The organism is Affinirhizobium capsici, from assembly GCF_977018625.1.
Genome location: NZ_CDRNXD010000004.1, coordinates 266336 through 279317 on the forward strand (window position 1 = coordinate 266336; position 12982 = coordinate 279317).

General features: G+C 55.0%; 13 protein-coding genes and 1 tRNA gene. 6 read left to right on the top strand and 8 right to left on the bottom strand.

The genetic code is table 11. From position 1 onward, the window contains the following. Nucleotides 1-289 precede the first annotated feature (289 nt). The gene (locus AC0JZ1_RS04650; RefSeq protein WP_471881266.1) at nt 290-706 is read right to left on the bottom strand and encodes a DUF2735 domain-containing protein; all 417 of its coding nucleotides are present in this window, start codon (nt 704-706) and stop codon (nt 290-292) included. 206 nt (nt 707-912) lie between these two features. Between AC0JZ1_RS04650 and AC0JZ1_RS04655 the strand changes: the two genes are divergently transcribed. After that, the gene (locus tag AC0JZ1_RS04655; RefSeq protein ID WP_471881267.1) at nt 913-1947 is read left to right on the top strand and encodes a glutamine synthetase beta-grasp domain-containing protein; all 1035 of its coding nucleotides are present in this window, start codon (nt 913-915) and stop codon (nt 1945-1947) included. An 82-nt stretch (nt 1948-2029) separates the two neighbouring features. Here AC0JZ1_RS04655 and AC0JZ1_RS04660 read toward each other — a convergent pair whose 3' ends face one another. Beyond that, nucleotides 2030-3820 (bottom strand): chloride channel protein, encoded by a 1791-nt coding sequence (locus tag AC0JZ1_RS04660; protein WP_471881268.1) that lies wholly within the window; start codon nt 3818-3820, stop codon nt 2030-2032. A 186-nt stretch (nt 3821-4006) separates the two neighbouring features. Between AC0JZ1_RS04660 and AC0JZ1_RS04665 the strand changes: the two genes are divergently transcribed. After that, nucleotides 4007-4384, top strand: a complete 378-nt coding sequence (locus AC0JZ1_RS04665; protein WP_471881269.1) for a GCG_CRPN prefix-to-repeats domain-containing protein — start codon at nt 4007-4009, stop codon at nt 4382-4384. A 111-nt stretch (nt 4385-4495) separates the two neighbouring features. Here the strand turns inward: AC0JZ1_RS04665 and AC0JZ1_RS04670 are convergent. Together AC0JZ1_RS04670 and cpdR1 are read right to left on the bottom strand one after the other, a co-directional pair. Beyond that, a tRNA-Val gene (locus AC0JZ1_RS04670) sits at nt 4496-4570 on the bottom strand. 106 nt (nt 4571-4676) lie between these two features. Continuing rightward, the gene (gene cpdR1 / locus AC0JZ1_RS04675; protein ID WP_471881270.1) at nt 4677-5039 is read right to left on the bottom strand and encodes a response regulator CpdR1; all 363 of its coding nucleotides are present in this window, start codon (nt 5037-5039) and stop codon (nt 4677-4679) included. 176 nt (nt 5040-5215) lie between these two features. Between cpdR1 and AC0JZ1_RS04680 the strand changes: the two genes are divergently transcribed. Further along, nucleotides 5216-6100, top strand: coding sequence for an N-formylglutamate amidohydrolase (locus AC0JZ1_RS04680; RefSeq protein ID WP_471881271.1), 885 nt, complete (start codon nt 5216-5218; stop codon nt 6098-6100). A gap of 316 nt (nt 6101-6416) precedes the next feature. Then, nucleotides 6417-7190: a histidinol-phosphatase gene (gene hisN / locus AC0JZ1_RS04685; protein WP_471881272.1), complete on the top strand. Its 774-nt coding sequence runs from the start codon at nt 6417-6419 to the stop codon at nt 7188-7190. Between the two features lie 4 nt (nt 7191-7194). Here hisN and AC0JZ1_RS04690 read toward each other — a convergent pair whose 3' ends face one another. Beyond that, nucleotides 7195-8190, bottom strand: coding sequence for an alpha/beta fold hydrolase (locus AC0JZ1_RS04690; protein WP_471881273.1), 996 nt, complete (start codon nt 8188-8190; stop codon nt 7195-7197). 386 nt (nt 8191-8576) lie between these two features. Between AC0JZ1_RS04690 and AC0JZ1_RS04695 the strand changes: the two genes are divergently transcribed. Next, nucleotides 8577-9059, top strand: coding sequence for an Hsp20 family protein (locus tag AC0JZ1_RS04695; protein ID WP_471881274.1), 483 nt, complete (start codon nt 8577-8579; stop codon nt 9057-9059). 74 nt (nt 9060-9133) lie between these two features. On the opposite strand, the gene AC0JZ1_RS04700 is transcribed toward AC0JZ1_RS04695, so the two are convergent. Next, nucleotides 9134-10126 carry a bile acid:sodium symporter family protein gene (locus AC0JZ1_RS04700; protein ID WP_471881275.1) on the bottom strand — a complete coding sequence of 331 codons (993 nt, stop codon included), beginning with the start codon at nt 10124-10126 and terminating at the stop codon, nt 9134-9136. A 95-nt stretch (nt 10127-10221) separates the two neighbouring features. Here AC0JZ1_RS04700 and AC0JZ1_RS04705 point away from each other — a divergent pair, with 95 nt between their 5' ends. Next, nucleotides 10222-11082 carry a LysR family transcriptional regulator gene (locus AC0JZ1_RS04705; RefSeq protein ID WP_471881276.1) on the top strand — a complete coding sequence of 287 codons (861 nt, stop codon included), beginning with the start codon at nt 10222-10224 and terminating at the stop codon, nt 11080-11082. A gap of 38 nt (nt 11083-11120) precedes the next feature. On the opposite strand, the gene AC0JZ1_RS04710 is transcribed toward AC0JZ1_RS04705, so the two are convergent. Then, nucleotides 11121-11594, bottom strand: a complete 474-nt coding sequence (locus AC0JZ1_RS04710) for an SgcJ/EcaC family oxidoreductase (protein ID WP_471881277.1) — start codon at nt 11592-11594, stop codon at nt 11121-11123. Nucleotides 11595-11852: 258 nt separating this feature from the next. Then, nucleotides 11853-12905 (bottom strand): threonine aldolase family protein, encoded by a 1053-nt coding sequence (locus tag AC0JZ1_RS04715; protein WP_471881278.1) that lies wholly within the window; start codon nt 12903-12905, stop codon nt 11853-11855. Nucleotides 12906-12982 lie beyond the last annotated feature (77 nt).

Consider the following 12982-nt stretch of genomic DNA (forward strand, 5'->3'; position numbering starts at 1 on the left):
AGTTTGTGCAATGCAGCCCGACAAAGCAAGCTGTTTCGAGCGAGCTTACAGCATCCCCCAAGTGATGCTGAGATCTCTACCCCTCTTTAACTTGATGCGGCTTTCAAGCGATGACGAACCGACTGGCGCTGGGCGTCACTATTCTTGATCCACTGCAAATACATTAGGCGAAACGCTCAATGATGAGTCCCGCCAATCCTCCTGCCAAAGAGTTGAGCCGCAAACCTGCTTAGTTTCGCGGCTCGTGCTTATAAAAGCGGCAGAAGTGCATTCCGCTTAGGCAATGGACTTAGCTAGGCTTGCCTGTTGGAGTGGCACAATCGCGGACCGCCTCCTCATGATACCAGCTGCCGCCGAATGCCAGATCGCAAAGTGCCGGGTTAACCTCCGGTCCTTTCTTGTCCATCCGCTGCACGAATTCGCGACGTGCGCGAAGGCCGTTTACAGGGAAAGGGATGATCTTCGCTGTGGGTCTTTCGGCTGCTGTGCTCATGATCTTATCCTTAGTGCATTCTTCCGCCTGGAATGTTGTTTGCATAAAAAATAGCCATGATGCATTATATTGCATCTTTTGGCTGCGGATTCTTTGGGCATTATGCCCATATTTTATCCAAATGGCAAGCGATGATGTCGTTGCCGTAAAGGCTGAGCCCCATCGCGAATTGCGCTCCACTCGTAATAAAGCCAACGGAATATGCTGCCTCATGTTCCATCCAGAAAAACGACGAAGAGCTTTAAAGAAGTCGCACCTTGGCAAAGCAGTCGGGGGTGTTTTCGGCTTTTTGATCGCTCACTCTCGAATCTGGCACGGTGTATGCATCGCTATAATCAGTCCCGAAGGCGCGCCCATGAAGAGCGCAGCGGAACGGGATGTGCCGATAACGCGCAGACCTTAAGAAACGAGAGAACGCTATGACGAAATACAAGCTCGAATACATTTGGCTCGATGGCTACAAGCCGGTGCCGAATCTTCGCGGTAAGACCCAGATCAAGGAATTCGACGCGTTCCCGACGCTGGAGCAGCTGCCGCTCTGGGGCTTTGATGGTTCCTCCACGATGCAGGCTGAAGGTCATAGCTCGGATTGCGTCTTGAAGCCTGTTGCAATCTATCCTGACCCGGCCCGCACCAACGGCGCACTCGTCATGTGCGAAGTCATGATGCCGGATGGTGTCACGCCTCATGCTTCCAACAGCCGCGCTACCATTCTGGATGACGATGGCGCCTGGTTCGGCTTCGAGCAGGAATACTTCTTCTATGAAAACGGTCGTCCGCTCGGCTTCCCTGAGCAGGGCTATCCAGCTCCCCAGGGTCCGTACTACACGGGCGTTGGTTACAAGAACGTCGGCTCGGTCGCTCGCGAAATCGTCGAAGAGCATCTGGACCTCTGCCTTGCTGCTGGCATCAACCACGAAGGCATCAACGCCGAAGTGGCGAAGGGTCAGTGGGAATTCCAGGTCTTTGGCAAAGGCTCCAAGAAAGCCGCTGACCAGATCTGGATGGCGCGCTACCTGCTCGTACGTCTGTGCGAAAAGTACGGCATCGATGTCGAATTCCACTGCAAGCCGCTCGGCGATACCGATTGGAACGGCTCTGGTATGCACTGCAACTTCTCCACCACCTACATGCGTGAAGTTGGCGGCAAAGAGTATTTCGAAGCTCTCATGGCGGCCTTTGCCAAGAACTGGAAAGAGCACATCGACGTTTACGGCCCGGACAACCATCTGCGCCTGACCGGCAAGCACGAGACGGCTCCTTGGAACAAGTTCTCCTACGGCGTTGCTGACCGTGGTGCATCTATCCGCGTGCCGCATTCCTTCGTCAACAATGGCTATCGCGGCTACCTCGAAGATCGTCGCCCTAACTCTCAGGGCTGCCCATACCAGATCGCTTCGCGCGTATTGGCTACGATTGCCGAAGTCCCGACAGCGGCTTCCGCTGCGGCATAAATCATCCTCCCAAGGATTTCATGAAAAAGGGCGTCGGTTCAACCGGCGCCCTTTTTGTGTGTTCATCCTTTAGTCAAAGGGATCACATCTCGCCGACGGCTTCGCGTCTCTGGCGATCCAGTTCTTCACTGTAGCGCCGCAGCACATGCGCCTCGGAAAGCTGGCCGATCACCTTGCGATCAATCAAGTTGTTGATGACGGGAAGTGCTTCCGCATGGGCCTGGTCGAAAATTTCCACTGCCTGTTTTGCATTCATGTTGGGCAGCAGGAAGTCGTTCTGGAATTGCAGAAACTCCTTCAACTCGGTACGCGGCCGGGTGCTTTCCGCTTCGTCGGCATAGATATCCGGTACCGGGATCATGCCGGCATATTTCTCGTCCTCATCGAGCAGGATTACGCGCTTGGCAGAGCCGAGGGGGAAGGTCTCGCGGAAGTCCGTGAGGGTTGCGTCTACCCTTGCGCATTTAACGTCCGAGCGCATCAGCTTGTCTACCGTCAGGTTCCTGATCCATCCCACATCATGGGCGCTGCGAATGCTCTCACCTCGCAGGTGGAAGCGCCAGGTGGCAAAAGAGTAGCCGAACATGTTGCGCACCACGAAGGATGAGGTGATGACGGCTGCAAGCACAAGCGCGGTAATGGGAAAGTCGGCAGTGATTTCCAATGCCAAAAAAGTCATGGTCAGCGGGCCGCCGATGATCGCAACGGCCAGCGCGCTCATGCCAACGACAGAAAGCACTGTTGGCGTCAGCGTGCCGGTGGTGATGAAATCTGCGGGCACGGAGAAGATTTTCCCCACCAGCGCCCCCATGAACAGCGAAGCGAAGAACAGGCCACCACGGAAGCCGGAACCGATGGAAACGGCGGAGGCGACAGATTTCATGAGAAAGAGGCCGATGAGAATCTGTACTGGCGCACTGGAATCGAGGTTGATGTGCAATGCTCCGTGACCAGCTGACAGCACCTGCGGCGTTATCATCGCAAGCAAGCCGACGATGATGCCGCCGATTGCCGGGCGCACATAGGGCGGCAGCGAGCTTTTGCGGGCGGTTTCCTCAATGAAGGCAACGCCCTGCATGAGTAGGATGCCAACGCCTGCGCAAATGGCACCCAGTGCTATGGCTGGCACGTAATCGGCAGGTGCGATGGTGCCGATCTCGCCAACTTCGATCAGGAAGCTATCGCCGGAAAAGCTGCGTGCTACGAAAGTGGCGACGATGGCTGAAATCACCACAGGTGCCAACGCCACCATGCTATAGGTGCCGATGATCAGTTCGAAGGCGTAAAAGGAGCCGGTGAGGGGAGCGTTGAAAGCCGCAGAGATTGCGCCTGCTGCGCCGCAGCCGACCAGAATGCGCATATCCTCGCGGCGGAGCTTCAGCTTGCTGCCGAGCTTGGAGGCGATGCCGGCCGAAAGCTGCGTATAACCGGCCTCCAGCCCCACAGACGCGCCAAAGCCGTTTGAAATAAGGTTCTGGACCGCCACGATAATGCTGTCGGTCAGCGATATGCGCCCGCCATAAAGCGCATTGGCCTCGATGGGGTCGACAATCTGCCGCCTGCGGCGGCGTGCAAGGATATAAAGGAAGATGCCAAGAATTATGCCGCCAGCAATCGGGCCGCACAAAACCACCAGCTTGTTTTCGATCTCTGAGGCGCTTAGCCATTCGCTCATCTCAATGCCATAGACCAGGCTGTGGAGCGAACGGGAAATCCAGCTCATGCCGCTGACGGCGCTGCCAGCTGCCATTCCGATGATAACGCTGGAGAGGATCAGCCCGATTTCAGAGCCGCGCGCAAAGGCCTTCTTCTTGAACAACTTGCCCCAGGCGTGGCCGAGCTTGACGATATGTGATGCCGACAGCGTCTGCATGGGGCGCTCTTGCCCTCCCGGTGGTAATCGCGCTTTCGTTTGCGTTGCGCGGAATAACTGAAACTGCTGAAGCGCTTTGTCTGGAACCAGACTTTGGCTTCAACTTCAAGCAGGCAATTGGTCATTAATTCGTGGCCGTCAACCCAAGAGGCTTTATCTAGTCCCTCGTACCCGGCAGATCGATGAATGGCCGGTTCACCTACCATTCAGATCGTTCCTCATATTTTCGAAAATGCAGTGAAACTTGAGGTCACGAAGATGAAAGCGTTAGTCCTCGCCGCCGCCATGCTTGCAGCAGGCGCGGTATCCACCCAGGCTCAGCCTATCGCGGTAAAACCAAATGTCGCACCCGCCAACATGGTGGAAAAGGTAGATTACGCCTGCGGTCCCGGTTGGCGATTGAACCGTTGGGGCGATTGTGTGCCTCGCCGTGGTCCGCCACCGCCGCGCTACTACCGCCCGCCACCACCGCCAAGCTGGGGCTGGGGTCCGCCACGACACCATCATCACCGTGATTGGGGTCCGCCACAGCGTCGCTGGGGCCCGCCTCCAGGCTGGTATTAAAAAGAAAAGGGGCGAGCAATGTGGCTCGCCCCTTTCGTCGCTTCAGGGCACGACGATACGATAGAAAAGCAAAAAGGCCTCTGGTTTCCCGAGAGGCCTTTTGAATAGGAATGGTGGGCGTGACAAGGATCGAACTTGTGACCCCTACGATGTCAACGTAGTGCTCTCCCGCTGAGCTACACGCCCTTCCGTGGCGGCGGATAGACCATAAAAGCGGCTGATCCGTCAACCGCTTTTTTCATCTTTGTGACGCTTTTTTTGCAGCGCCGCATAGACCGCTGAAAAACAGGCCTCAAGCAGCCAGAAGCTTGTTCACTTCGTCCACGAGGTCGCGCAGATGGAAAGGTTTAGAGAGAACCTTGGCATCCTTCGGCGCCTTCGAATCGGAATTCAGGGCCACCGCGGCAAAGCCGGTGATGAACATGACCTTGAGATCCGGGTCCAGTTCGGTTGCACGGCGCGCAAGCTCGATGCCGTCCATTTCAGGCATGACGATATCTGTCAGCAGAAGCGAGAATGGTTCTTCGCGAAGGCGGTCGTAGGCGCTTGCTCCATTGTCAAACGAGCTGACCTTGTATCCAGCCTTTTCCAGCGCCTTCACGAGGAAGCGTCGCATATCGTTGTCATCTTCTGCGAGAAGTATTTTTTGCATCATCAGGACCGTTTTTGATTTCTCGTGGTTCAGGACAACTTAATACAGGCCAATCTGCCTTCAAGGCAAATGATGGTCGTCGAAGTACATCCGTGGGTAGGCATTGCAATAGTATGGACTTCGGAGCACGCAACTGGCAACATGGCGTCTTGAGTTGTTCACGACATGGTAAAGACCGGATGGATTGGCTGGCAGGCGATACTGAACCCTTTGAGGTGCGCGAGCCTGAAACGCAGACAATTCCCTTCGTTTTCAACTCTCCCCATAGCGGAAGGCACTATCCAGCACAATTCCTGGCATCATCACGTCTTGATGCAATGGCGATACGCCGGTCCGAGGATCATTTCGTCGATGAGCTCTTTGCCGATGCGACCCATTTCGGCGCACCTTTGCTGCTCGCGCATTTCCCTCGAGCCTATCTCGATGTGAATCGGGAACCTTACGAGCTTGATCCGCGCATGTTCGAGGACCCGCTTCCCTCTTACGCCAATATCGGTTCCATGCGCGTTGCGGGTGGACTTGGCACCGTGCCGCGGATTGTGGCCGAGAATATGGAAATTTATGCTCGCCGCATGCCCGTTGCCGATGCGCTTTCGCGGATAGAGACCATTTACAAGCCGTATCACGCCTGCTTGCGGCGATTGATTGCACGCACCCATGCTCGCTTCGGTCTGGCAATCTTGATTGATTGCCACTCCATGCCCGGTAATATCCGCGTGGCAGGTTCGGATGCGCGACCGGATTTCATCATTGGCGATCGTTACGGCACCAGTGCATCGGCTGAGCTTTCGCGGGCGGCTATCCAGTTCCTCGAAGATATGGGGTTCAACGCGGTCCGTAATAAACCCTATGCGGGTGGCTTCATAACCGAGCACTACGGTCGCCCTGTGCGCGGGCTGCATGCCTTGCAGATTGAAATCAACCGCTCGCTCTATGTCGATGAGACGACGCTTGAGAAGCGCGCGGAGTTCGATTTGATTGCGGGAGCGCTTTCCGCCTTCATGCGCCAAATGGTGGAGTTTGCCGAAGACTTCTCGATTGAGGCAACGCTTGCAGCCGAATGAGCTGCGGTCCCGATCTACCCAAATTCCAATAAAGAAAATGTCGCGATCAAAAAAAGACCGCGCCAGAGGCGCGGCTTTGAGTCTAGGGAGGAAACACCCAAGGAGGGTATTTACAGTCAAAAGACTGTGACTGTTACGTTACAGCCGGACTGCACAAATGTCAAGCAAATCCGTATGCTGATTATTCTTCGGGCATTCTGGCCGGTGCAAATCTGCCTTGCTCAAGAGAACCATTTCGATAAACAGAAACCGAGAGAATGTTTGGGTTAAGCCGAGACATGCTCTTCAATTCATTTGCAGGGGAGCCGTTTTACCGATGATACCAGATCGTGCTTTTTTCGACAGTCTTGCCGACGCTGCCCGTCAGGAAACTCTGCCCCGGTTTCGCGCAGGCACTGCGGTTCAAAACAAGCTTTCCTCAGGGTTTGACCCGGTCACGGAAGCTGATCAGGCCGCGGAACTTGCCATTCGCAAGCGCATCATCGAGCATTTTCCGCATCATGGGATTTTGGGCGAGGAACATGATTCCATTGGTCTGGACCGGGATGAGGTTTGGGTGGTTGATCCAATCGATGGTACACGCGCCTTCATTTCTGGTGTGCCGGTGTGGGGAACGCTGATTGGCCTTTATCGATCCGGCCGGGCGGTGATGGGCATGATGGATCAACCCTTTACGGGCGAGCGCTATTTCGCCGATGGCAGCGCAAGCTGGTATCGCGGCCCCGATGGTGAGCGGCAGCTGAAGACGCGTGATTGTCAGGCGCTTTCCGATGCGATCCTGTTCACCACCTCACCGCATATCTTTACCGAGATTGAGTCGCAGAAATATCGCCGCGTCGAGCAGGACGTGAGGCTCTTTCGGTATGGAACGGATTGCTATGCCTATGCCCTCCTGGCGTCAGGCCATATTGACCTCGTTATCGAAAGCAGCCTGAAGCCATATGATATCGGCGCACTCATTCCGCTGATCGAGCAAGCTGGTGGCGTTGTGACGACTTGGGATGGCGAACGCCCGGAAAATGGCGGCAACATCATCGCGGCAGGCAATGCGGAGTTGCATCGTCAGGCGCTTGAACGGATTGCGGATTGATTGGTCAGGCAGCCGTTTCCGTTTCCGAGAAATCAACCAGAGGATCTGTCCCAGGCATGAAGGCCGCGATGGCTGCCAAGGCTTGCGCCCGGTAGATATCCCGCTCCTGGAAAAGCTCATGGCGCGCGCCGGTAATCGTGATCAACTGGGCGGCGCGAAAATTGCGGGCCAATTGCTCCTGCGCAAGGTAGGGGACAATTCCATCCAGCATGGGTGCCAGCAATAGGGTCGGGATCGTGATCCGGGTCAGGTGAGATTGTCGTGTCACCAAGGCTGCGGCGGAAAGGCTTTCGTGCAGCCACCGGGCCGTAGGCGCGCTAATCGTCAAGTCTGGCCGAGCTGAGATGACTGCCGCATTGCGATCGAAACGTGCCTTATCGGAGGTCAACGGATTGTTCTGGAACGCCCGTTCGCTTTGATCCTTGCCCATGGAGAGATTGCCCAATCCCAGGGCGGAAAGACTGCTTGCCAGTTTGCGAATCCAGTGTTCCGGCAGCGATTGACCACCCAGCCCGACGAATGGTGCTGCAAGCGCCATACGTTCGATCCGATTGCTCAGGCGCGGAGCGGAGGCAAGGGCAATAAGTGCACCAGTGGAATGAGCGAGCAGAAAGAAAGGCAGTCGCGCATCGGGCAAAACGATATCGCGGAGGAAGATTTCCAGATCTTGCTGGTAATCGGAAAAACGACGCACATGGCCCTTGCGACCATCTTTCAGCAGCCTCTGAGAGCCGCCTTGTCCACGCAGATCGAATGTCGCGACCCAAAGACCCATGGCGTTGAGGTCGCGGATGGTCTCATAGTATTTCTCGATGAATTCGTTGCGGCCTTGAAGCAAGACCACTGTCCCGCGCGCGGGCGAAACGTCTGAGCGGAAAATGCCATAGCGCAGTCGCGCGCCGCCATACCCCTCGAAAAATCCAGCAGTACAATGCAGCGGCATCGGATTGTCCGCGCAGGAATAGAGGGTATCGTTCGTGGAATTTGCCGCTTCGCTCATGGGCCTAGAGATATCGTATCCTAAGCGGTGTGGGAACCAGATTTGATGATCCTGGAAAAAAGGCCGGAACCACTTCAGTGGCCCCGGCGAGCTCCAGACTGAAGAGAAGGGACGTGGCTTCAGTCTCCGGGGCAGATGCCGCCGGTTGACGATTGGTCTAGCGAGTTTGGTCTGAACCCTTCCGAAATGGTCCGTTCATCGCCCATTCATTCGCAGAAATCGTCATCGTATTTTTTCGCAGATCAGGGTCTTGAAGGAAAAAATGCGCCTTCCCATCTGAAGGTCACGGATGCCGCAAGGGTCCGTAACGCAAGGGCAGCGTCGCCACATATGGGGCGTTGCCTTGTCAGTCAAAACTCGCAAACGTCGCTTCCAAGGAGGACACTATGCGTCACGTCGATTTTTCCCCGCTCTACCGCTCCACTGTAGGCTTTGACCGTCTTTTTTCCATGCTGGATGGCGTCGGTCAGCCCGAACAGGCGCAGAGCTATCCGCCCTACAACATCGAGCGCACCGGTGAAAACACCTATCGGGTCACCATGGCAGTTGCTGGCTTCGATGAAAAAGAACTCAGCATTGAAGCTCACGCTCATGTGCTGACTGTCAAGGGCGAGAAGTCCGAGGAAGAAGCATCTGAAAAGACAGAATACCTCTATCGCGGCATTGCCAAGCGCGCCTTTGAGCGCCGCTTCCAGCTTGCCGATCACGTTGAGGTGCAGGCTGCATCGTTGAAGAATGGCCTTCTGCACATCGATCTTCTTCGCAACATTCCTGAAACGTTGAAGCCGCGCCGTATCGCGATTGCTGCGGATGTGGCCGAGGCAACGAAGACGATTGAGGCACAGCCTGCCCCACAGCAGGTAAACTGAGCATTATCGTTTGATTTCAGATATGAAAGGGCCCCGTCCTGACCGCAGGACGGGGCCTAACTGTATGTATGGTCTCAGGCCACTTTGATATCGACCACCGGCTCGGTCACCAATCGCTTGGCCGCATATTTCTGGGCGATGACGGCGCAGACCATCAACTGGATCTGGTGGAAAAGCATGAGCGGCAGGACGATGGCCCCGATGCTCTGGCCTGCAAAAATGGCACCTGCCATAGGCACGCCCGATGCCAGGCTTTTCTTGGAGCCGCAGAAGGTGATGGTGATCTCATCTTCCTTGTTGAACCGCAGAAGACGGCTGCCGAAGGTGGTGATGCACAGCACGACGGCCAGCAGCGCCATGTCGAGGCCGATGACAATGGCAATGTCGCGCACCGAAAAGGTCTGCCACAGGCCCTCGTTCACCGATTCGCTGAAGGCGAGATAGACGACCATAAGGATTGAGCCGCGATCCACAGGCATCAGCAGTTTCTTCTTCGAGCGAATCCACTTGCCAATCCAGGGCTCAAGGACTTGACCGAGAATGAACGGCGCCAGCAATTGCAGCACAATGGTTTCAAGTGCATCCAAGTTGAAGCCCGCACTGCCGCTGGTCGTCATCAGCAGGCCCACGAGAAGGGGTGTGAGGAACATGCCGAACAGGTTGGAGGCGGAAGCCGAACAAATGGCAGCCGGAACATTGCCGCCTGCAATCGACGTGAAGGCAATGGAGGATTGCACTGTCGAAGGCAGGACACACAGAAACAGCAGTCCCACATAAAGCTCGGGCTTCAGGATAGATTCGGGAATGTAACCAAGCGCCATACCGATGAGTGGGAAGATGCCGAAGGTGACGAGAAGAATTGTGAGGTGCAAGCGCCAGTGCAACACGCCGGCAATCACTACATCACGGGAGAGGCGCGCCCCATGCAGGAAGAACAGGAGTGCAATGGCACAATCCGTCGCATCGCCGAAATATTCAGCGAAATCGCCCTGTGCAGGCAGGAACGAGGCAATGATCACTGTTGTGACCAAAAGCAGTGTAAAGGTATCCGGCAGGAAGCGACGCATGATTTCTCCTTGCGAATAATCCTATCAAAGGCTTTACGCCTGCCCTATCATGAAGCAAGATGCAATAACTAACAGTTATTATGGATTGTGATGAGATGTTGAATCTCGTTCATCTCGCGAGCTTTATAGAGCTCTACGAGGCTGGAAGTTTCACGCTGGCTGCGGATAAGCTCGGGGTGGGGCAATCTACTGTAACCCAGCATATTCAGCGGCTGGAAAAGAACCTCGGTCGCCAGTTGATCGATAGAACCACGCACCGGGTGAAGCTGACCACGGAAGGTGAGGCGCTTTTAAGCTATGCCAGGGGAATGATGGACCTGAATGGAAAGGTTCTATCTCTCTTCGGCCAAAGCCGCTTGCATGGCCGTCTGCGGCTTGGTGTATCGGAAGATGTGGTGGCAAGCCGGCTTACTGCCGTGCTGGAGGATTTCATTCGGCTGCATCCGCTGGTCGATCTGGAACTGACGGTGGCATTGAGCGCGCCGCTTTACCAGATGCAGGACATGGGCGAGCTCGATCTGGTTCTGGCCAAGCGGCATATTGGCGAAACGCGGGGACGCCTGCTTTATCGTGAACCATTGGTATGGCTGGCGCGAGATCCTGATTTGCTTCGTTTGCGGGGTGATCAGCCGGTGCCGCTGATCGCCTTTCCACCTCCAAGCATTACCCGCAAGGTGGCGCAGGACGCTCTGGATCGCGAGAAAATCCTATGGCGCATTGTCTGCACCTGCGCGAGCTTGAGCGGGCTTACAGCTGCGGCAAGGGCTGGTATGGGGGTTCTGGTTCAGCCGCGCAGTATGGCGCCCGATGGTCTTCGAGAAATCACGGGCGAGCACTTGCCACCATTGGAAGATGTGGAGTTTGTGCTTGTTCCTCGCAAAGGTGCAGATATCGCCCTTGTCGAGGCGCTTTCCTCTTTGATTGAGGCACGTATTACGCCGCAAGCTGCGGCGTAACTATGGATCGGACAATACTGGAAGTGGGCACGCTGAGATTACTTCTCGGGCATCAGTGAAGAGTGCAGGTGATCAATTTTCCATTGGCCGTTTTCAAAGCGGTAGATGAAGCTGTAACGCGCTTTTACTTCAGATGCCCTGCCTGTCGCCGGATCGGTCAGCTTGATCGTCCAGGTTCCTGCATTAACAGCCGTATGGCAATCGATTTCGACTTTGGATGTATCGAGACGAGCAACCGGACTATTCTGCAGAAAATGCTCGAAATAATCCTTCACTTCGGCTGGATTGTTGCGCGGCCTGTTAGAAAGCGTTGCCAGTAACAAGGGCTCCTTTGTGAAAAGCGCCGTCACTGTTTCGGGATTTTTGGTCGCCCACGCCTCATTAAATTTGGTGAAAAGGGCTTCAACCTGTTCTTTCGAAATCGGTTCACAGGATTGTGTCTTTGCCTGAGCGGCGACGCCCCCTGTCGTTAAGAACATGACGGCGAGTGCTGTAGCATAGATATTTTTCATTGATCGTTCCTCCAATCAAAGCCTTTAAGGGCAACGAGAGGAGATGTGATTGATATAAATATTTTTACAATATAGTTTTGTCTTCTTCTAAAATGACAAGTTTGTTATCGCAGTAAATATATATATTATAAAATAGACATACCGATAGCGTCATTCTTTGGTTTTATATTTCAAATATAGGAATACATTAGGTCCGTGTATGAGAAGAGCTTCGCGGCTGGCTGCCCGACAGCCTGCCGCGAAGGTCTTTGTGGCCACTCAGCCTGCCTGAAGCACTTTGAGGAAATCTTCGACATCCTGACGTTCGGTTGCAAAGCTCGTCACGAGCCTAATCAGCATTTCGCCCTGTTGGACCGGCTGGGCCATAGCTGCCGGCTCCGGCCAGTCATAGAACTTAGCGCCATTGGCTTGGGCCGCTTTCATCAGGTCGATCGGAATGACGGCAAAGACCTCGTTGCTCTCAGTCTGCCAAGCAAGGCGAACATTGTTCGTACGGGCAAGCCCCTCGCGCAGGAGGTCCGCTATGTCGTTGGCGTGGCGAGCCAGTTGAAGCCATAAATCGTTTGTCAAATAGGCATCAAACTGCGCTGCAATAAAGCGGGATTTGGAGAAGAGTTGCGCTGAACGCTTACGAAGAAACGGCATTTCCTTTGCCTTTTCCGGATCGAAAAAGACAATGGCCTCCGCACACCAGCAGCCATTTTTGGTGCCACCAAAGGAAAGCACGTCAACGCCACTCTTCCATGTCATTTCCGCAGCTGTTGTGCCGAGCTTGGCGAGAGCATTGGCAAAGCGCGCGCCATCCATATGCAGAGGTAGGCCGTTTTCTTTCGCAATGGCTGAAATGGCCTGAATTTCATCGAGGCTGTAGACTGTGCCCACTTCCGTGGCCTGCGTGATGGTGATGGAGTTAGCGCGACCGTGGTGAACGGCATCTTGCGGGAACCGAGCAATGCGTTTCTGCAGGTCAATAGGGTTCATTTTCCCTTCTGGACCCTCAACCGGCGCAATTCTCATTCTGCTAAAGAAGTCCGGTGCGCCGCACTCATCTTCTATAACATGCGCATCGGCGTGAGCGAAGACCACCCCGCCGGGCTTGGCAAAGTTGGAAAGTGCCAGCGAGTTGGCAGCAGTACCTGTGGCCACAAAGAAGACTGCGACTTCCTTCTCGAAGATGTCATTGAAGCGTGCTTCGATGGCGCGGTCGAGATCGCTGTTGCCATAGGCTGCGGCGAAACGTGTCGTTTCATTCATCAGTCGTTCGTTAATGGTGCTGTGCGCGCCAGCCCAATTGTCGGAAGCGAAAAACATGTAGGGACTTTCCAGTTCTGTATGCAGGTCGCCTGGAGCCTAAGCAGATCGGCGAGGGGTTCAATGAAAAAATTCGC

What these genes read in the sequence shown, in the direction of transcription:
- AC0JZ1_RS04665 (WP_471881269.1), top strand. Translation starts at nt 4,007, where the DNA reads ATGGCCGGTTCACCTACCATTCAGATCGTTCCTCATATTTTCGAAAAT.
- AC0JZ1_RS04705 (WP_471881276.1), top strand. Translation starts at nt 10,222, where the DNA reads ATGTTGAATCTCGTTCATCTCGCGAGCTTTATAGAGCTCTACGAGGCT.
- AC0JZ1_RS04700 (WP_471881275.1), bottom strand. Translation starts at nt 10,126, where the DNA reads ATGCGTCGCTTCCTGCCGGATACCTTTACACTGCTTTTGGTCACAACA.
- AC0JZ1_RS04695 (WP_471881274.1), top strand. Translation starts at nt 8,577, where the DNA reads ATGCGTCACGTCGATTTTTCCCCGCTCTACCGCTCCACTGTAGGCTTT.
- cpdR1 (WP_471881270.1), bottom strand. Translation starts at nt 5,039, where the DNA reads ATGATGCAAAAAATACTTCTCGCAGAAGATGACAACGATATGCGACGC.
- AC0JZ1_RS04655 (WP_471881267.1), top strand. Translation starts at nt 913, where the DNA reads ATGACGAAATACAAGCTCGAATACATTTGGCTCGATGGCTACAAGCCG.
- AC0JZ1_RS04650 (WP_471881266.1), bottom strand. Translation starts at nt 706, where the DNA reads ATGAGGCAGCATATTCCGTTGGCTTTATTACGAGTGGAGCGCAATTCG.
- AC0JZ1_RS04660 (WP_471881268.1), bottom strand. Translation starts at nt 3,820, where the DNA reads ATGCAGACGCTGTCGGCATCACATATCGTCAAGCTCGGCCACGCCTGG.
- AC0JZ1_RS04680 (WP_471881271.1), top strand. Translation starts at nt 5,216, where the DNA reads ATGGATTGGCTGGCAGGCGATACTGAACCCTTTGAGGTGCGCGAGCCT.
- AC0JZ1_RS04715 (WP_471881278.1), bottom strand. Translation starts at nt 12,905, where the DNA reads ATGTTTTTCGCTTCCGACAATTGGGCTGGCGCGCACAGCACCATTAAC.
- AC0JZ1_RS04710 (WP_471881277.1), bottom strand. Translation starts at nt 11,594, where the DNA reads ATGAAAAATATCTATGCTACAGCACTCGCCGTCATGTTCTTAACGACA.
- hisN (WP_471881272.1), top strand. Translation starts at nt 6,417, where the DNA reads ATGATACCAGATCGTGCTTTTTTCGACAGTCTTGCCGACGCTGCCCGT.
- AC0JZ1_RS04690 (WP_471881273.1), bottom strand. Translation starts at nt 8,190, where the DNA reads ATGAGCGAAGCGGCAAATTCCACGAACGATACCCTCTATTCCTGCGCG.